Below are 18,959 nucleotides of genomic sequence, written 5' to 3' on the forward strand. Positions count from 1 at the left end.
CAGATGAGGGATAGCATGTCGATGCAACTTGAAAAGAACCCACCGGCGGCGGCCAGCACCATCCACAATGATTTTAATTCGCTGCTGAATAAAGAATTTAAGCCTAAATCGGCGCAGGCGAAGTCAGCGGTTGAAAACGCGGTTAAAACGCTGGCAGAACAGGCACTCAGTAGCTCTGTGACGATGGCCGATGATGCTTATAAAAATATTGCGGCATTTATTGCAGAAATTGACCGAAAGCTCTCAGAGCAAATCAATATTATCCTGCATCATCCCGAGTTTCAGGCGCTGGAAAGTGCCTGGCGCGGCCTGCACTATCTGGTTAATAACACCGAAACTGACGAGAAGTTGAAGCTGCGCTTTATGGATATCTCTAAGGATGACCTGCGTCGTAATCTGCGTCGATATAAAGGCATCGCCTGGGATCAAAGCCCGCTATTTAAACAGATATATGAAGAGGAATATGGTCAGCTGGGCGGCGAGCCTTATGGTTGCCTGGTCGCTGACTATTTCTTCGATCATAACGCGCCTGATGTTGATCTGTTGTCATCCATTGGCAAAATAGCGGCCTCTGCTCACGTGCCGTTCATCACTGGCGCTGCGCCTTCGGTGCTACAAATGGACTCCTGGCAGGAGCTGGCGAATCCGCGCGATTTGACCAAAATCTTTACGCAAAATCTGGAATACACCGCCTGGAATTCGCTGCGTCAGTCGGAAGATTCCCGCTACATTGGCCTGGCGATGCCACGCTTCCTGGCGCGCCTGCCGTATGGGATCCAGACCAATCCAGTCGATAATTTCAATTTTGAAGAGACAACGGATGGGGCCGATCACAGTAAATATGTCTGGTCGAATGCAGCCTATGCAATGGCGGTCAATATTAATCGCTCCTTCAAGCGTTATGGCTGGTGTACGCTGATCCGCGGCGTCGAAAGCGGTGGGGTGGTAGAAGGATTACCCTGCCACACGTTCCCGACCGACGATGGCGGCATTGACATGAAGTGCCCGACAGAAATCGCTATTTCCGATCGTCGTGAAGCCGAGTTGGCGAAAAACGGATTTATCCCGCTGATCCACCGCAAAAATACTGATTATGCAGCTTTTATTGGCGCACAATCTCTCCAAAAGCCGGCGGAATATTATGATCCTGACGCAACGGCTAACGCCAATCTCTCCGCCCGTCTGCCTTACATGTTTGCCTGCTCACGCTTTGCGCACTATTTGAAATGTATCGTGCGTGACAAAATCGGCTCCTTCAAAGAGCGCGACGAAATGCAGAGGTGGCTGAATGATTGGGTAATGAACTATGTTGACGGCGATCCGGCAAACTCATCTTTCGAAACTAAAGCTCGCCGCCCGCTGGCCGCCGCTGAAGTGGTCGTTGAAGAGGTGGAAGGTAATCCCGGCTACTACCAGGCAAAATTTTTCCTGCGGCCTCACTTCCAGCTGGAAGGCCTGACCGTGTCGCTGCGCATGGTCGCCAGACTGCCTTCGTTGAAAGGCGTAGCCTGATAAATAATTACGCCAGTGATGGCGAATGCCTTGCCCAGAATCTTTAGCTGTTGAACGGCAGGTTATTCATCAATGCCCGGCATTAAGAGAATAATCTGTCTGAATAAAAGGGTGAGTTACATATTTATGTGACTTTTTAACAAGTGCTAATAAGGGAAATATCATGGCACAAGATATGTTTATCAAGATTGATGGAATCGAAGGTGAATCGCTGGATTCCTCACATACCAATGAAATTGAAGTGCTGAGCTGGCATTGGGATGTTCTTCAACATTCTAATATGCACAGCGGTTCTGGCGGTGGCTCAGGTAAGGCCACGGTAAATGATTTTTGCTTTTCTCATTATACCGATAAAGCCAGTCCAAACTTGCTGAGTTACTGCCTGACCGGTAAGCATATTAAATCGGTTGTTTTTGTGGTGCGTAAAGCAGGTGGCAATCCTCTGGAATACCTGACGATTACCTTTACTGACGTCATCGTTACCCGTGTGGATATGGCCGGATCCGCCGACGACGAAATACGTCCTCGTGAAAATATCAGCCTGGCCTTCACCAAAGTGACACAGGATTATGTCATGCAGAACTCAGAGGGAAGTAAATCTGGCGTAATTTCAGCAAGTTATGACATTAAAGCTAATGTAAGTAATTAATTTTAATGGGTGAGAAAATAACTTGCCACCCGCCGGGTGGCAAGTTATTGGCAATGGCGGCAAAACAATAAAACCAAAAATGTAGCCCTCATAACGACGTAGTAAAGGTTCATGTCCTATGCAATATTTAAAAATATCCGTTTTAGCGAACCCGGTTAGCGCCTTTTTATTGGCAATATTAATGTCATTTTTACTCGCTGGTTGCAGCTCGCCCTTTTCCAAAAAGACGCCCGACAGCTTTAAAATTAAACTTGTTGCTGCCAACGATATTAATCTCAATGAAGAGGGCAAAGCGGCGCCTCTGAGTATTTATATTTTTGAGCTGAAATCGCTGGATAATTTCGAAAATAGCGATTTTTTCACTATCACTGACGGTTCCAGCGACGTACTTAAAGCAGAAACTAAAAAAGTGTACGAAGGCATTATCATTCCTGGTGAAAGCAGAATGCTGACGTTGTCGCCCGACAAAGAAACCCTTGCTCTGGGAATGGTAGCGGCCTATCGGGAGATCGACCGGGCTGGCTGGAGCGAGGTCTGGGAGCTGTATAAAAAACACAATAAAAAATCATGGTGGCGGAAGGTATTGCCCGGTGAGGCAATTGTTCTGACCGTGAATTTTGAAAGTCTGGCTATCTCAATCGATAAAATGGATTAAACGGTGAGAACAAATAAAGTCGTCTGGAGCGAAGGGCTGTTTCTTCGTCCACAGCTATTTCAGCAGCAGGAACGCTATTTTGAATATTATGCGCACAAGCGTGCGGCAACCCTCTCGCCATTTTTCTGGGGATTTTCCAGTTATGATATTGATATGGAAGCTCTTTCATATGGAAAGCTGGTACTGCGCACGGGTCGTGGTGTGCTACCGGACGGTACGCCATTTGATATTCCTGACCACGCCGCGCTGCCTGAACCGCTGACCGTTACGTCCGATCATCTGGGAAAGATGATTTATCTGGCCGTTCCGCTACGGCTGCATAACAGCGATGAAACGATTTTTGAACGTAAAGATTATGGCTCTCTGGCTCGCTTCTCGGCGTTTGAAACAGAGCTGAGCGATACCAATGCTATCCGTCAGGGGCCGAAACCGGTGCAACTGGCGAAGCTGCGCCTGAAACTGGTTTGTGAAAGCGAAATGACGGAATCCTGGATTGGTCTGCCGCTGACCAGGGTCAAAGCGATTCAGCCTGACGGCAGCGTGCTGCTGCATGTTGACGATCATATTCCGCCGGTAACCGGCTATGCGGCTAACCCGCTACTCACCGAATGGCTGACGCATCTTAATGGGCTGGTGAAAATGCGTGCCGAAATGCTGGCTAATCGCTTATCAAGCAGCGACGGCAAGGCCAGCGCGAGTGCGGAAGTGGTCGATTATCTGTTGCTGCAAATTTTTAATAAATATGAACCGATCCTGGACCACCTGCGGCATGTGCCGGAACTGCCGCCGATTCAGCTGTATCAGGAACTGGCTAAATTCGCTGGCGAGCTGTCGACCTTTATTCGTACTTCAACCCGGCGGCCCAAAAGTGCACCGGGTTACGATCATGCACGCCTTTACCAGTCGATACGCCCTCTGGTTGAGGATCTTCACGATCTGCTCAATCAGATCCTGATCCGTGCCGGGCAGATGATTGTTTTACATGCCAAAGGCAACGGCGTCTGGACGGCGGCAGTGCTACCCGGCGAGCTGCTGACCTTCTCTAATCTGGTGCTGGCGGTGCATGCCCAGCTACCTATGGATGTCCTGCAACAGCAATTTTCGGCACAGGCTAAAATCAGTGCCCCGCAGCAGCTTCATGAACTGGTGCGATCCCACCTGCCGGGACTGGTCTTACAGGGGCTGCCTGTTCCACCGCGCCAAATTCCTTATCACTCAGGTTACGTCTACTTTGACCTGGCAAAAAGTGGCCCCTTTTGGGAGAAAATCGCCGCAACGGGCGCGCTTGCCCTGCATGTTGCCGGTGATTTCCCTCAGCTGAAGATGGAACTTTGGGGAGTCAGAACCTGATGAAACCGGAACCGGACGCGCCGCAGGTTACGCCAACGCCTCAGGCATTAGGCAAATTTTTGCTGGATGAGCAGCCCGCTTCCGGTATGCCTGACGACACTGATACAGCAACGCTGGCCGGATTTGCCTCCACGGATCGGAGCATGAAGAGTGAAGCTTCGCTGAAAAGCGAGGGGGTTCAACAGCGGGTAATGACGGTGAAAAAAGCGGTCAATCCCTTACTTGAAGCGGTGCAGCCGCTTTTACGTGCGCTGAGTGATATGCCCGACAGCATGCTGGCGGCTGAACATGTGGATCTGCTTAAGCGCAGCCTGAAACAGGAAATCAATCTCTTCAGCGTTGTCTGTGATGAGGTCAATATCTCCTGGAAGAAGATGGCCATCGTGCGCTACTGCATCTGTACCGCGTTAGATGAGGCAGCGCTGACGACCGCCTGGGGTATAGAAACAGGGTGGTCGCAGAGCAACATCCTTAACTATTTTGAAGGCGATAACGACGGCGGCAATAAATTCTTCCTGTTAGTGGGCCGTTTGTCGATGAACCCGCATGAGTATGTGGACGTGCTGGAGGTGTTATTACGCATCCTGGGGCTGGGCTTTGAGGGACGCTACAGCATTCTGGAAGATGGCGATCGTCAGCTAACTAAAATCCGCCAGCGTCTGTTAACGCTGGTTCAAAGCACTCGCGATTCGATGCCTGCGGCGCTGTCACCTCATGGGATGGTGGTCCGCGATAAGAAGCGAAAACGCGAACGGTTTATTGTGCCGGTTCGTGCCTCGTTTTTACTGGCCTTTCTGCTGGTCGGTGCCCTGTTTATCTGGTGCAAATATTGGTTATCAAGCCAGGGCATGCTGATCCAGCAGCGTATTTACGCCATGCAGCAGTTGAACGTTAGCAGGCCACCGGTACGGCTACGTTTACGGTTGGCTACATTGCTGAAAGAGGAGATCGCGAAAAAAATGGTCAGCGTGGATGAAACGCAGAGCCAGAGTAAGGTCGTCTTTCGCGGTGATTCAGTCTTCCTTTCCGGTTCAGACAAAGTTATTTCCGCGATGGAGCCTGTTCTTTTACGGGTGGTCAAAGAGGTGCATCGGGTAAATGGCGACGTGGTGATTGTGGGTCACACCGATTCCACGCCGGTTAAAACCAAAACCTTTTCCAATAATCAGGTGCTGTCGGAGAAGCGTGCTGCGGACGTTGCCCGCTATTTTATTGCTGAAGGCATGGATCCCAGCAAAATCACCGTCCGCGGGGCAGGCGACAGTCAACCCGTTAGCAGCAATAAAGATCCGCAAGGGCGTGCGCAGAACCGGCGTGTGGAATTTTTTGTCACTTATTGATGAGTTAAATAATGCGTTTTTTGAACAGGATATTCTCACATCGCATCATTAAGACCACGATGGTCATCATTATTTTTTTGCTCATCGTGGCCGCAATTTGGTTCCTTGGTCCGTTTCTTGGGTTTGGCGAAACCCGGCCTCTGGAAAGCGTTGAGGCCCGGGCTCTCTTCATCGTGCTCGCCGTATGCTGCCTGATTGGCTTAGGGTTCAGCGTTCCCTTCTTCCTGATTGTCGCCACTACGCTCGGGGTGATTGTTTGGGTGATTGGCCCTTATCTTTTTATTGGTGATGGCTATCCGCTGAAAAGCGTTAACGGCAGGCTGATGGTTATTAGCGTCATTGTGACCATAACACTGCTGTATGGCGTCTGGAAATTACTGCTGGCGTTGAAAAACAACCCCAAACTGCTGGAGGGATTTTTCAGCCACACAGACGAAACCAGAGCGGATGCCAATGTTTCGGAGGTGAATTCAGCCATCCGCGAAGCCGCTGACTACATCAAAAAAATCCGTCAAACTCTGCCGTGGTTTCGCCGGCTTTTTTTTCCTGAGCGGAGCGCGGACTCTCTGCCATGGTATATGGTTGTTGGCACACTGGAGGCGGGTAAAACCTCTGCGATTTTATCTTCCGGGCAACATTTCCCACTGCCGGAGCAACTCAACCGTGTTTGTAAAGAGAGCCAGCCTACAAGGAGCTGCGACTGCTGGTTTGCTAATGATGCGCTATTTATCGATACCGCAGGAAAATATGTCGAGCAGCCGCAAAGTTGCCTGCCGGAATGGCACGGCATATTAAAAGCAATTAAAAAATACCGGCCGGTGAAAGCGCTGAACGGTATTATCGTCACCCTTTCCGTTGCTGAAATTATGGGACGGAATAAAACCGAGCTGTACGATCTGTCAGCAAAGATCCGCGCTCGCCTGGACGATGCCCGTAAAGCGCTGGACGTCCGCTTTCCGGTTTATGTTTTGATTACCAAAGTTGACCAACTCGCCGGATTTACCGAATATTTTCGCAGCCTTACCGAACAGGAACGCGGGCAGCTGTGGGGCGTCACCTTTCCCTACGGCGAAGAAATGACGACCTCAATCAATGAACTGCGCGAGCGCGTTGAGTCCGAACTTACGCTGCTGGAAAACCGCCTTGAAAGAAACATGACGCTGCGCCAGCAGGAAGAGTACGACAACGCGGACAGGAAAAAAATGTATGCGCTGCCGCAGGACTTCAGAATGCTGGCACAGGGTGTGGCGGAGGTGCTGCAAAACATTTTCTTTTCTTCCCGCTATGACGAAACGCAACGCTATACCTCACTGCGCGGCGTCTATTTTGTTAGCAATCATCAGCCGGAAAATCGGGTGATGGTTAACAACATTACGCTGATGCAGAAATGGCGCAATTTTGTCAGTAATCAGCATTCTCCCTCGCTGGCTTATTCCGCGACCTTGCAGGAAGGGAGTGACTCTTTGGTGACGGATGTCGCCTGGGGGCGGCAATATTTTCTCCGGCAGCTGTTCTCAGACATCATTATCAAAGATGCCGATCTGGTGCAGCATAATCTGCGGGTGGAATCAAAATACCGCTTCCAGAACTTGTTCGGCCATGCTCTGTGTCTTATTACGGCCTTACTGCTGCTCAGCGGTTTATACCACAGCTATAAAAATAACGGCGAGTACCAGGCCGCGACGATGGTTAAAGTCGCCAGCCTGGAAAATGAGGTGAAAACCTTCCAGAAAAATCCCGATCGGGATCGGTTACCGATTCTGCTCAACGGGGCGCAGTACCTGCCTGAATTTGCCGGACTGGAGATACGCCATCCTGATATAGCGTTCCGCTATGGTTTGTACACGGGTACTGAACTGGCGAAACAGGCCGACGGCCTTTATCACTATTTTCTGCGGCGATTACTGCTGCCACCGATTGTGACTCAGGCGCATGAATCGTTGCAGTCGGCGATTCTCAATCGGGACAGCACAGAAATTTTTCACGCGCTGAAACGCTATCTGATGCTGACGGGACAGGGAGAGTTCAGTGCAGATTATCTGGTTAGCCAGACGACCCGAGCCTGGGAGGTTTCTGGCCTGATCCAGCCTTATGAAGAAAGAAGCCTGTTTGTTGCCCATCTTAACCAGCTGTTCAGCGATCCCGACTGGCGGCAGTATGGCCAGACGGTCGATAAAAACCTGATCGCGGAAGCCCGTGAGTTTCTCAACCAAACCCCCCGGAACGAGCGTCTGTACGAACGGGTTAAAACGTTGCTACAGGCTCAAGCGCCAGAAAACCTGACGCTCGGCAAAATGACCGATGAAGAGGCCGGGCAAATTTTTACCGTTATTGATGCCGACCTCGCGAAAAACGGCATTCCGGGGCTTTTTACCTGGGAAGGCTACCACCAGGTTTTTAAAAAAAAACTCGCCGGAATACTGCGGGGGTTGCAGGATGAAGACCGCTGGATAATGGACGATTCGCCACAGTCGGCCGCCGGTGCATCGCTGAAGATCAGCCGTACTGCGGGCGTAATCGACCCTGTGCAGGATGCGATTACCGGACTTTATCTGAAAGAATATACTCGCCAATGGCAGGATTTTTTACGCAATATCCGCCTGAAAAGCGAAGGGTTTGATCAGCGGGACATGGGGCTGTCATTTGATATCTACATGATGCGTACGCTGGTTTCTACTCAATCGCCGCTGATTAGCCTGGCGGCTCGGGCAGTAAAAGAGACCACGCTGTCCGCAGAGTTGCCTGACAGTTTGTTGGCAGGCCAGAACAGGCCGATGGTCAGCAGCCAGCTCGTGGATGCGGCATCTAAGATCGGTCTGGCCTTAGCTGCGTACGAAAAAAAGCGGCTGCGTGAAGGCGTGGATAACTATTTTATTCCACTGCGGGAATTTGTCGGTGGGATCAGCGAGAAAGGTGCAACGCCATCCTCAGGAACAAAGCTTGCGCAAATTATGAGCGTGTTGAACGATCAGTACACGTTGCTGGTCATTTCGGACAGCGCGATTAAAAGCGGCAATTTGCCGGTGGTATCCGACACCGGTCAGCGGCTGAGTGCTGAATCTGCCGTCTGGCCGGATCCGTTCAAATATATTATTGCGCCTTTGTTAAACGGAGCTTACCGGCGGGTCAATCATCAAATTGTATTCAGCAGCAATAAGACTATTGCAGCGGGATTGGGTGAAATCTGTCGTACAACGCTACAGGGGCGTTATCCCTTTGCGGACAACCGCGAAGAAGTCAGCCTGCTGGATTTTGAACGCTTTTTTGCCGCTGGTGGCCTGGCCGACGACTATTTTAAAAAAAATCTGGCTGACAAAGTGGATACCAGCAGTAAGCCGTGGCGCTACAGCGGTGATATCGACACCCAGGATTCAGAGGCGCTGGATATTTTTGAACGGGCAGAAGAGATTCGCAGCGCCTTTTTCCAGAATGGCGGCAGCAAGCTGGGCATTAATTTCTCCGTAACTATTCCTTATATGGATCCCAGCATTACCCAGCTGAATCTGAATTTTGACGGCAGCGTGATGACATACGCCCACGGTCCGGTGACGCCAAAGCGTTTTCAGTGGCCCGGAAAGCGCGCCGAGTCGGTGGTTAACATGAGCACTAAACCGCGTGTCACGCTGGAAGATAACGGCATGACCATGACCGGCCCCTGGGCGCTTATGCGCTGGCTGGATACGGTAAAAGATATCGCCACATCCGATTCCGGCCAGCCGGTGCTGATTTTCAATTTAAGCCGACGACGAATCAACGTTGAAGTGACCGGTTTAACGCATGACGATGAACTTATTATCGATTTATTAAAAAATTTCCGTTGCCCTGGCGCATTTTAGTGCCGGCGAATTAAGGAGTCTTACCGATTTTGTAATCAGGATGAGCGAAGCGACAAACCCCGTCTGGCTGTCGCATGGAATATTAACCACGGATTAGGTATTGATATGGCGAGAACGATTACTTTAAGCAGTTCGGCTATGCCTGTTTTGCTGGGCGAGCCGGCTTTAGTATTAACTAAACTCGAAGGAGAGGAAGCCTTCTCCACTCTCTACTCCTATACGCTGACGGTGAAGACGCCTGCCAATTCGTTAATTCCCTGGCAGTCGGCATCGAATGTCGATATCAAGGCGTTGATCGGTAAAGAGATGACCATCTCCATTGAGCTTGACGGTAATGGCCTTGATGAACTGCTGAACATTGGCGGCGGGACGCGTGAAATTTCGGGCCTGGTACAGCAAGCAAGATTTTTAGGACGCGATGCCAACCAGGCACTATTTGAAATTATCATCAGGCCCTGGCTTTATCTCACTGAACTCACCTCTGACTTTAAAATCTTCCAGCAGAAAACGGTAGAGGAGATTATTGATGAGGTACTGGCTGATTATAATTTTCCGGTTGAAAAACGGTTAACCGGCAGCTATCCCTCGTTGGATTTTCAGGTGCAATATGGGGAAACCGATTTCAACTTCATTGAGCGGTTGATGGAAGAGTGGGGTATTTACTGGTTTTTTGAGCACCAGGATCAGAAACACAAGCTGGTGCTGGTGGATCATGTCGGTGCGCACAAACGTTTTATCAGTGAAGCCTACCATGTTATTCACTATGTCCCGGATGAACCCAAAGCTGACCAGGAATACATTACCCGCTTTGCTTTCCAGGAAACCATTACTTCCGGTAAGTGGTATACCAACGATTACGACTTTACCAAATCCCGCGCGGACATTTCGGCAGCTGACAGCAAACCCCGGCAGACCAGCTTTAATGAAATGGAAGTTTATCACTGGCCTGGCGATTACGATCAACCTGATATTGGCGAACAGCTGGCAAAAGTGCGGATGGAAGAGCAGGGGGCGGTGGGTTCCCGTGCTTACGGCTCTGGCGAACTGCGAGGCATTGTCTGCGGCAGCAATTTCGAACTGCAAGACTGCCCGTTAGAGAAAGCGAACCGTGAATACATGGTCATTTCCAGCAATCTGGTGATTACCGAAGTCAGCCAGGTTACCGGAAGTGGTGAATTCAGCTACGCCTGCGATTTTATCGTTCAGCCCACCACGAAAATTTACCGTCATCCTCAACAGGCTACCCGGCCAAAAACCACCGGTCCGCAGACCGCTATCGTCGTGGGCCCACCGGGTGAAGATATCTGGACTGATACCTATGGCCGCATCAAGGTTCGCTTTTTATGGGACCGTTATGGCGTCAATCGGGAAACTGACTCCTGCTGGATCCGTGTCAGTCAGGCCTGGGCAGGCAATAATTTTGGCGGCATCTACATTCCCCGGGTTGGACACGAGGTGATCGTTGATTTTATCAATGGCGATCCCGATCGTCCGTTGGTGATTGGCAGTTTATATAACAACGTGACGATGCCGCCCTGGGATTTACCGCAAAATGCGACACAAAGCGGGCTGGTTAGCCGCACGGTTGGCGGGGGGCGTACCAACTTTAACGGGATCCAGTTTGAAGATAAAAATGGACTCGAACAGTACTGGGAGCAGGCCGAGCGTGATATGTCACGCCTTACCAAGCGTAATGAGTCGCAGCTAATCGGTGTGAATTCCGATATTACGGTTGGCGCAGCACGGGCGTTGACCGTCGGTGCTTCCAACACCCGGCAAATCGGTATTAATGAAACGACGACGATTGGCGGTAATAGCGGATTGACCGTGGGAGGCGCGGCAAGCATCAATGTGGCGGCGACGCAGACAGTGGCAATTGGTGGTGCCCAGTCAGTATCCGTTGGCGGCGCCTGCGGCCTTAACGTAGGTGGTGCGGCGATGACCAATGTAGGCGGCTACTATTCGCTGGCTGCTGGCGGTGCCGCGGCGATCGTTGTTGGCGGCGAACTCTGTATTTCTGCGAGTAAAATTAAACTCGTCGCCAGTCATATCGTTATTCAGGGCGGCCAGGTTGATATCAATCCAGGCGACAGCTGCTGCTGTTGTGGCAGCGGCAGTGGCGGGGGCGGCGGTGCCGTTGCCGGCATACCCAGCCTGTCGCCATTTGCCTTTGTCGGATTGTCTCTACCGTTACCTTCGTTGCCAATCGTTGTCCCCAATCCGGAAGTGACTGTAACCGAGACGCCAACAGTAACGCCGACAGTGACACCGACGCCGACGCCAACAGTAACGCCGACGCCAACACCAACAGTAACGCCAACGCCGGTCATAACCACTCCGGAACCCCGTGCTATTTTCACTGGTACACGTTCTCCTGGAGTGACGCAATCTCCTGAATATACAGGAAATAAGGAAAGTCAGGCGTCACCGGAAGAGGCTATTTTCAAGCGCGCAAGCATGGATGATGAGAAAGCCTAATCCGTTTCTGGCAGCGCTTAATCGGCAGGCTAAAACCTTACACTGTAATAAATCGAGGTGAGATATGACATGTTGTGCAGCCAGAGTCGGTGACGCAACCGGACATGGCGGATCCATTGTCAGCGGCTCCGCTAATGTAACGATTAACGGCTGCCCGGCAGCCGGCCTTGGCGCAAGTGCCACAGTTTGTGCGTTTCATGGCGGAGCCGCCATAGCAAGTGGTTCAGGTAGCGTTTTTGTCAACAAATGCAATGCAGCGAGGATAGGCGATGTAACCGGCTGCGGAGCACCGATCGCAAGTGGATCCGGCAACGTCATTGTTGGAGGTTAACGCATGCAGTTACTCATGACCTGGCCTACTACAGGATCCGCTTTTACGTTGAACGAAGCGTATTCGGTCGATCGTCCTGCCTGTTTTAACGTCCTGAGCGGCCGGTTTGACGAGGCTCAGCCCGTTGATGCGGCCTGGTTTTATCTCACGGCAGACGGGCCGGTCATTTTTAATACCTGCCAGACCGTGGTTTGCCTGGTTGATGGTGTTGAAATCGCAGAAGGGCAAAGACAGCTCTTAAAGCCTGGCAGCGTCATTCAACTGGGGCACTTTACCTTTGAAATCCTCGCCAGCACTGAGCGGGCTGCGCAGGAGGCCCTGCTGCACAGCCTTCTCGATTTGCAAAATGATGAAGAAAACCCCGGTTATACCGTGCCGGAAATTGACGCTATTTTGCCAAACGGCGGCCATTATACTGGCGATCTTCGCTATTTTAATGACGTTCCGGAGGCCGATGAGGCTGAGCCCGACGTATTAAAAAAACTCGAAGTTGAGTACAAGAAATTCCTTATTTGGGGGGAACAAAATCGTAACTTCTTTGATAAGGGCGCCGGGCTAAATAATAAACTTCCCGGAAGTGATGCCTGTTTTGAGGCGGTTCGGGAAGAGATGAAGGCCAGAACGCTGACCGAATGTATTATCGAAGCACCTTCATTAATTGATAAGGTCTGGGAAGAATTAAAAATTGAAGAAAGCGACAATTCACTTTTAGGTGAAGAAGAAAAAACGGACATTTTAAAAGCGCTGGCACCGGATAATATTGCCTCTCGCGAGAAGCAGCCTGTGCCGGAGCTGGTGTTTCAGGATCTGTATAAAATTGGACTGGACAGTCTTTATTAACCTATGGACAGGTAACTATGCGTGATGCGACCTCGTTAACCGAATTACTGAAAACAGCGCAGCTTAGCGAGCTGCTGGCTGATGTCTCAGCACAAGTCAGAGCGATACCCGACGATGTTTTGCTGCGTCAGACCTTATTTAAGCTCTGTTGCATAGAAGGGCTGTGGGAAAAAGCACTCATGCAGCTACAAACGCTTCAGCTGATGGAAGAGGTAGCGCCACAGCTAACTGAACTGCACAAAAATCTTATTTTCAGCGAGCTGATCAGAGAAAGCGTGCTGGCTGGCGAGCGTCAGGCCGCGCTGCTGGAAGAACCCGGGCCGGAATGGATGGCGCTGTTACATCAGGCCAACAAGCTGAACCGGCAACAGGAAGAGGAGCGTGCGGAGACGCTGCGCTTACAGGCTTTCGATTTGGCGACGGAAAGCGCAGGCTACAGTGAAATAACCGGTCAGTTCTCCTGGATAGCCGACAGCGATGGACGTATTGGACCCGCCTGTGAATTTATCAGCGCGGGTGGCTATCGGCAGGTGCCTTTTTCTTTACTGCGATCGTTAAGCGTTATGCCACCGAAGGATCTTTTAGATCTGATCTGGACGCCTGCGCACCTCAACATTAACGGCGATCTGCACTACGGCTATGTTCCCGCTCGTTATCCTTTAACCGCCGGCGCCTCGCAGGACGTGAAGCTGGGACTGCGAACGGAGTGGGTGGATGTTTTTGGCGTGTTATCGACAGGCGTGGGCCGAAAAATGCTGATTACCGATGGTGGCGAATTTTCTCTGCTGGAAGTCTCCAACATCACCTTTGCATAGCGAATCTGCTGATGGAAAAAAAACGGCCCTGGTCGCCCACTTTGCTGCAAAGGTTACTGGATGAAGAGCCTAAAAAGCAGCAGGAAAGTTATGACGCCTTCTTTTTTACCGCCGACAACCTGCGTGCCGTGGTGCAAACAGAGATTGGCTGCCTGCTAAATAACACCAATATTGAAGAGCAGCTGGATGAAAATCGTTACCCGCAGGTTATCGAATCGGTCATTAATTATGGCGTTTCTCCGCTGGTGGGAAAGTATGCTAACCATCATAACTGGGCATTAATTGAGAAGAATATCCGGAACGCGTTATTGCGTTTCGAACCAAGAATCATTCCGGAATCGCTGCTGGTGCGTCCCCTGATAACGAAAGCGCATCCCGGAAACAACGGTATGGTGCTGTTTGAAATCCGCGGGTTAATTTACTGGCAGCCTCATCCGATCGACCTCTGTATCAGCGGGGCTTACGATACCGAAACGGCAAAAGTCGATCTGAAATCTTGATAAGGGCGATTTATCGCCCCTTTTCATCTTCCCCGGCGAGTGTTTAAATCCCCTGACGATAAAAATTCAGGAGGACCTATGCTGCCATCGCAAACCATCAGTCTGACGATCCCCCGTAACTGGGTTGACCTGTACGAAACCATCTGGAAACCCGACTATTTCCCCAAGTGGGCTTCCGGCCTCAGCCAGTCCGAACTTGAGCAGGAAGGTAACGCCTGGAAAGCTAACGGCCCGAACGGTGCGATCAAAATTCGTTTTACCGATCACAATGCGTTTGGCGTGATGGATCACTTTATCGATACCGGTTTCGGCAAGGAAGTGTATGTGCCGATGCGGGTGATCGCTAACGAAGAGGGCGCAGAAGTGGCGATCACCGTGTTCCGTCAGCCGCTGATGTCTGACGAAAAGTTTGCTCAGGACGTCGAGTGGGTGAAGCGCGATTTACACACTCTGCATACGTTGTTAACGACCTGAGTCAATATGCGGTTACTCAGATGAGCCGCTCGCCGCTTCCGGCGTCGAACAGGTGCATCTTCTCATTGTCGATGCCAAGCCCGATAGCCTGATCGGGCAGGGTTTCAACACGGCCAACAAACTGAACGTGCAGCGGGATGCCCTGCCATTCAACATGCAGCAGGCTGGATTCCCCCGTCACTTCAATGAGTTTCACTACGGCCGCAGGCTGGTTTTCGAGGGTGACGGCGCGGAAATCCTGCGCGCGCAAACCGACGAGAACCGGTTTATCTCCCTGACGTGCTGCGGGCTCATGCCAGCGGGTTGGCAGCGGAAACCACAGCTCGTGACACCGAACGCCTGGCCTGTCGGCGCGCGTTTCCAGCCGGCCTGGCAGCAGATTCATCGGCGGTGAGCCAATAAAACGTGCGACAAAAGTGTTGGCAGGCGAATCATAAATTTCCAGTGGCTTGCCCTGCTGCACGATAACGCCATCGCGCATCACCACGATTTGATCGGCCAGCGTCATGGCTTCAACCTGATCGTGTGTGACGTAAACCGTGGTGGTTTTGAATCGCTGATGCAGCGCCTTGATCTCTGCCCGCAGCTCCATACGTAGCTGCGCGTCCAGATTCGACAGCGGCTCATCGAAGAGAAACACGCGAGGATTGCGTACCATCGCCCGGCCCATCGCCACGCGCTGGCGTTGTCCGCCAGACAGCGCTCGTGGATAGCGGTTCAACAACTTACTGATGCCCAGAATCTCTGCCACACGTGAAATTTTGCTTTGCTGCTCAGCGTGCTTTACCCGTTTAACCTGCATATGAAAGGCGAGGTTTTCTGCCACCGTCAAATGCGGATAAAGCGCATAACTCTGAAACACCATCGCGATATCACGATCGGCCGGATCCAGATCGTTAATCTGCTGATTATCCAGCAGGATCGCACCGGCTGAGAGCGTATCCAGCCCGGCCAGTAAACGCAGCAGCGTGGATTTTCCACAGCCGGAAGGGCCAACCAGTACGGTGAAACTGCCGTCAGGAATGGTCAGGTCCAGCGGAGAGAGAACCGTCTGCTTGCCGTAACGCTTTTCTACCTTAACCAGTTCAACATGCGCCATAAAATCCTCGAAAGTCGCGTCATCAGCCTTTGCTTCCACCGCTGGTCAACCCGCTGACCAGACTTTTTTGTAACCAGACAGCGATCAGCAGCGGCGGCAGCGCAGCGAGTATGCCGACGGCGGCTATCAGCCCGTCATCGGTGGCGCGGCCTGCCGTAAAGCCCGCGATCGTCACCGGTAATGTCTGGGCATTAAGATTGCTGGTAAACAACAGTGCATAAAAGAACTCATCCCACGCCAGCAGCCAGCCGAACAGCGCGGAAGCACCCAGCAGCGGTTTCGCCAGCGGTAACGTGATGCGCAGCAGCACCTGCCAGAAGCGTAACCCATCCAGCCTGGCGGCCTGTTCAATATCTACCGGTAGCGCATCGAACTGGTTTTTTAACATCCAGGTGAGAAACGGCAGGATTAGCGAGCAGTAAACCAGCACCAGCCCCAGATGCGTGTTAAGCAGATCAAGCTGCTGCAAAACAAAGTACAGCGGCAGCACAAAGGCGACGGGCGGTACCATATAGATCGCCAGACTGGCGAGCAGCCAGCCTTCGCGGCCAGGATAGCGTGAAAAACTGAACGCGGCGGGGATTGCCAGCAGCAGCGAAACCAGCGTTGCGCCACAGGCTACCAGGATACTGTTGCCCAGCGCATGGAGAAAAAGCTGGCCAGGCTGGCCGGGTGTCAGAGAAAGCAGGCTGGCATAGCGGCTGAAATCCCACTGTCGCGGCAGCCATTGCAGGGGAATACGGGTCAGATCGCTGCCGGAACTGACGCTCATCAAAAACAGCCACAGCATGGGCGCCAGAATGCTGATTGCTACCAGCAGGGCCGCCAGATAACGAAAGAGAACGCGCAGTTTACGTTTCATTGGCGGTGCTCCGACGACGCTGACGCCAGACCATCAGCAGGTAAATTGCAATCAGCACGCTGCACATCAACGTCATCAGAATGGCATAGGCCGCGCCGCTGCCCGCGCGAAGGTAGCTGAAAGATTCCTGATAGACGAAGAAGCTCAGGGTCTTAGTACTGTCCACCGGCCCGCCACGCGTCATTACATAGATGATGTCGAAAATTTTAAAGGCGTCGATAGTACGCAGGATCAGCGCAACGCTGAGTGGGCCGACAATAGCCGGAAAAGTAATGGCCCTAAAACGCCTGAAGGCAGAAGCGCCATCCAGACGAGCAGCCTCGAACAAATCTTCCGGCACCGACTGTAGGGCAGCCAGCACCAGCAGCGTCACCAGCGGATAGTTTTTCCAGACGTCAGCGAGCATCACGGCATTCAGCGCTGAATCGGGCGAACCCAGCCAGCTGCGGTAGTTATCAATGATCCCCAGCTGCGTCAGTAGCGCGTTGATACTGCCGTAGTCAGGGTTAAAATTTAGCCGCCACATCATCGCATTAACGATCGTTGGCAGCGCCCAGGGCAGGATAACCAGCACCCGCAGGACGCTGCGGCCGTAGAACTTTTGGTTGAGCAGTAAAGCCACCAGCACGCCGACAATGCCCTCCAGCGCCACCGACGCAACGGTGAAATAGAGCGTGCGCCAGAGCGAGGCAAGAAAGTCCGGGTCGGTCAGCGCATAGCGATAATTTTCTACGCCAACGTAATTTACCGCGCCGCCAGTGCCGATAAGCGCAGCATCGGTAAAGCTGAGCCAGATAGTACGCAGCAGAGGCCAGGCAGTGAGCAGGCCCATCATTACCAGCATGGGTGCCAGCAATACCCATGCCTGACGCTGCTCACGCTGTTGCAGACTGAGCATCAAGACCTCTTAACGTAGACGTTGGGCGCTTTTGGTCACGGCAGCCATCGCGGCTTCCGGGGTTTTCTGGCCTTGCAGCACCTGCTGGATCTGCTGCTGGAGCGTGTTGGAAAGGCGTGAATAGTCGCTGGTAATGGGGCGCATCAGCATCACGTTCAGCGCCGGTTTGGCAGCGGCAATCAGCGCTTCCTGTCCTTTTTGCACCGCCGCAATATCGTAGGACGATTTCCAGATCGGCAGGCTCAGGCGCGCATATTTGTTCTGTACCGGCTGAGAAGTGAGATAGCGAATATATTGCCAGGATTGCACGGGATTGCTGCTGGTCTGCGTCACGCCCAGTCCCATTGAACCGTTCATGGCGGCTACAGCACCGGGTGTTTCCGAGGGTGCCGGAACGATACCGACGTCACCCGCCACCTTACTTTGTTTCGCATCGTTAGCCATGCTGTACATGTAAGTCCAGTTCAGTGCGAAAGCGGCATCGCCGTTGGAGAAAACTTTGCGGACGTCTTCTTCAAGGTATTCACGAGAATTTGGATTAGTCACGCCTTTATCCAGCGAGGTTTTCATATACTGAACGGCGTTGACCGAGCCAGCATCGCTGAAATTAAGCTTGCCGTCTTTACTGAACTGTCCGCCAAACGCGGAGACCAGCGTAGTGTAATCACACACCAGCGCTTCGGCCTGCGACCAGCTCCACACCAGTGGATATTTTACGATGCCTTTTTCTTTCAGGATCTGCGCCTGTTCCATCACTTCTTGCCAGGTTTTTGGCGGATTAGCTATTCCCGCTTTTGCCAGCATTGCTTTGTTGTAATAGAGATATTTGGTATCGAGGATCCACGGCATTCCCCACTGTTTGCCATCCCAGCTAACGGTACTCCATGCACCGTCAAATATCCGGGTTTTTTCGGTAACGGAGATCTGGCTGGTGACATCTTTCAGCAGGTTGAACTTACCGAATTCTGCGGGCCACATATCGTCAAACAGCACCACATCGTAACCGTTACTGCCTGCGCCTTTTGCCGCCACGATCTTGTCGTGCAACGCTTCGTAAGGCACAAATTCCAGGTTAACGCTGATATCGGGGTTGGCTTTTTCAAAATCACTGGTCATGGCACGCACATCGCTTTCACTGTAGGCGGCTTGAGACATAAATAAGGCGTTGATTTGGGTTTTTGCAAACGCCATTCCTGAGGAACTCAGGGCAAACAGCGTCAGTAAACAGGTAATGCGGGGGGGAAATCGACTAATCATACAGACTCTCCGTTGTGATACATGAGAAGCGAGTGATAAGTGATATTGAAGCCAGAAAAATGC

At 51.9% G+C, this 18,959-nt stretch carries 16 protein-coding genes; 12 read left to right on the plus strand and 4 right to left on the minus strand.

The window, feature by feature from the left end; translation table 11 throughout:
- Window positions 1-15 precede the first annotated feature (15 nt).
- The 12 genes from tssC (at window position 16) to AAGQ96_RS01040 (ending at window position 14,780) form a co-directional block, all read left to right on the plus strand.
- Window positions 16-1,512 carry a type VI secretion system contractile sheath large subunit gene (gene tssC / locus AAGQ96_RS00985; RefSeq protein WP_147193905.1) on the plus strand — a complete coding sequence of 499 codons (1,497 nt, stop codon included), beginning with the start codon at window positions 16-18 and terminating at the stop codon, window positions 1,510-1,512.
- 163 nt (window positions 1,513-1,675) lie between these two features.
- On the plus strand, window positions 1,676-2,161 hold the full coding sequence (locus AAGQ96_RS00990; RefSeq protein WP_147193907.1) for an Hcp family type VI secretion system effector: 486 nt from the start codon (window positions 1,676-1,678) through the stop codon (window positions 2,159-2,161).
- A 118-nt stretch (window positions 2,162-2,279) separates the two neighbouring features.
- Window positions 2,280-2,816, plus strand: a complete 537-nt coding sequence (gene tssJ, locus AAGQ96_RS00995) for a type VI secretion system lipoprotein TssJ (protein ID WP_342754619.1) — start codon at window positions 2,280-2,282, stop codon at window positions 2,814-2,816.
- 3 nt (window positions 2,817-2,819) lie between these two features.
- Window positions 2,820-4,166: a type VI secretion system baseplate subunit TssK gene (gene tssK, locus AAGQ96_RS01000; RefSeq protein ID WP_147193912.1), complete on the plus strand. Its 1,347-nt coding sequence runs from the start codon at window positions 2,820-2,822 to the stop codon at window positions 4,164-4,166.
- A complete protein-coding gene (gene tssL, locus AAGQ96_RS01005; protein WP_342754620.1) occupies window positions 4,166-5,506 on the plus strand; it encodes a type VI secretion system protein TssL, long form in 1,341 nt (446 codons plus the stop codon). The genes tssK and tssL overlap by 1 nt, the downstream gene beginning before the upstream one ends.
- Window positions 5,507-5,517: 11 nt before the next feature.
- Window positions 5,518-9,342 (plus strand): type VI secretion system membrane subunit TssM, encoded by a 3,825-nt coding sequence (tssM, locus tag AAGQ96_RS01010; protein ID WP_342754621.1) that lies wholly within the window; start codon window positions 5,518-5,520, stop codon window positions 9,340-9,342.
- A gap of 105 nt (window positions 9,343-9,447) precedes the next feature.
- Window positions 9,448-11,820 (plus strand): type VI secretion system tip protein TssI/VgrG, encoded by a 2,373-nt coding sequence (gene tssI, locus AAGQ96_RS01015; protein ID WP_342754622.1) that lies wholly within the window; start codon window positions 9,448-9,450, stop codon window positions 11,818-11,820.
- A gap of 64 nt (window positions 11,821-11,884) precedes the next feature.
- Window positions 11,885-12,151 carry a PAAR domain-containing protein gene (locus tag AAGQ96_RS01020; RefSeq protein WP_147193918.1) on the plus strand — a complete coding sequence of 89 codons (267 nt, stop codon included), beginning with the start codon at window positions 11,885-11,887 and terminating at the stop codon, window positions 12,149-12,151.
- 186 nt (window positions 12,152-12,337) lie between these two features.
- Entirely contained in the window at window positions 12,338-12,991 is a 654-nt protein-coding gene (locus AAGQ96_RS01025; RefSeq protein ID WP_168199576.1) for a TagK domain-containing protein, read from the plus strand.
- Between the two features lie 17 nt (window positions 12,992-13,008).
- Window positions 13,009-13,806: a type VI secretion system accessory protein TagJ gene (locus AAGQ96_RS01030; protein WP_342754623.1), complete on the plus strand. Its 798-nt coding sequence runs from the start codon at window positions 13,009-13,011 to the stop codon at window positions 13,804-13,806.
- A gap of 11 nt (window positions 13,807-13,817) precedes the next feature.
- A complete protein-coding gene (locus AAGQ96_RS01035) occupies window positions 13,818-14,306 on the plus strand; it encodes a GPW/gp25 family protein (RefSeq protein WP_147193924.1) in 489 nt (162 codons plus the stop codon).
- A gap of 78 nt (window positions 14,307-14,384) precedes the next feature.
- A complete protein-coding gene (locus tag AAGQ96_RS01040) occupies window positions 14,385-14,780 on the plus strand; it encodes a polyketide cyclase (protein ID WP_147193926.1) in 396 nt (131 codons plus the stop codon).
- Window positions 14,781-14,796: 16 nt separating this feature from the next.
- Here AAGQ96_RS01040 and ugpC read toward each other — a convergent pair whose 3' ends face one another.
- Genes ugpC through AAGQ96_RS01060 form a run of 4 tightly spaced genes read right to left on the minus strand, consistent with a single transcriptional unit; the run spans window position 14,797 to window position 18,830 of the window.
- A complete protein-coding gene (gene ugpC, locus AAGQ96_RS01045) occupies window positions 14,797-15,879 on the minus strand; it encodes a sn-glycerol-3-phosphate ABC transporter ATP-binding protein UgpC (protein ID WP_342754624.1) in 1,083 nt (360 codons plus the stop codon).
- Between the two features lie 22 nt (window positions 15,880-15,901).
- Complete coding sequence (locus tag AAGQ96_RS01050; protein ID WP_147193930.1) at window positions 15,902-16,741, minus strand: carbohydrate ABC transporter permease; 840 nt, start codon at window positions 16,739-16,741, stop codon at window positions 15,902-15,904.
- On the minus strand, window positions 16,731-17,639 hold the full coding sequence (locus tag AAGQ96_RS01055) for a sugar ABC transporter permease (RefSeq protein WP_342754625.1): 909 nt from the start codon (window positions 17,637-17,639) through the stop codon (window positions 16,731-16,733). Before AAGQ96_RS01055 ends, AAGQ96_RS01050 begins: the two co-directional genes overlap by 11 nt.
- 9 nt (window positions 17,640-17,648) lie before the next feature.
- The gene (locus AAGQ96_RS01060; RefSeq protein ID WP_342755608.1) at window positions 17,649-18,830 is read right to left on the minus strand and encodes an extracellular solute-binding protein; all 1,182 of its coding nucleotides are present in this window, start codon (window positions 18,828-18,830) and stop codon (window positions 17,649-17,651) included.
- Between the last annotated feature and the right edge of the window lie 129 nt (window positions 18,831-18,959).

It is taken from the genome of Pantoea sp. MBD-2R (genome assembly GCF_039134845.1).
Taxonomy (GTDB): Bacteria; Pseudomonadota; Gammaproteobacteria; order Enterobacterales; family Enterobacteriaceae; genus Erwinia.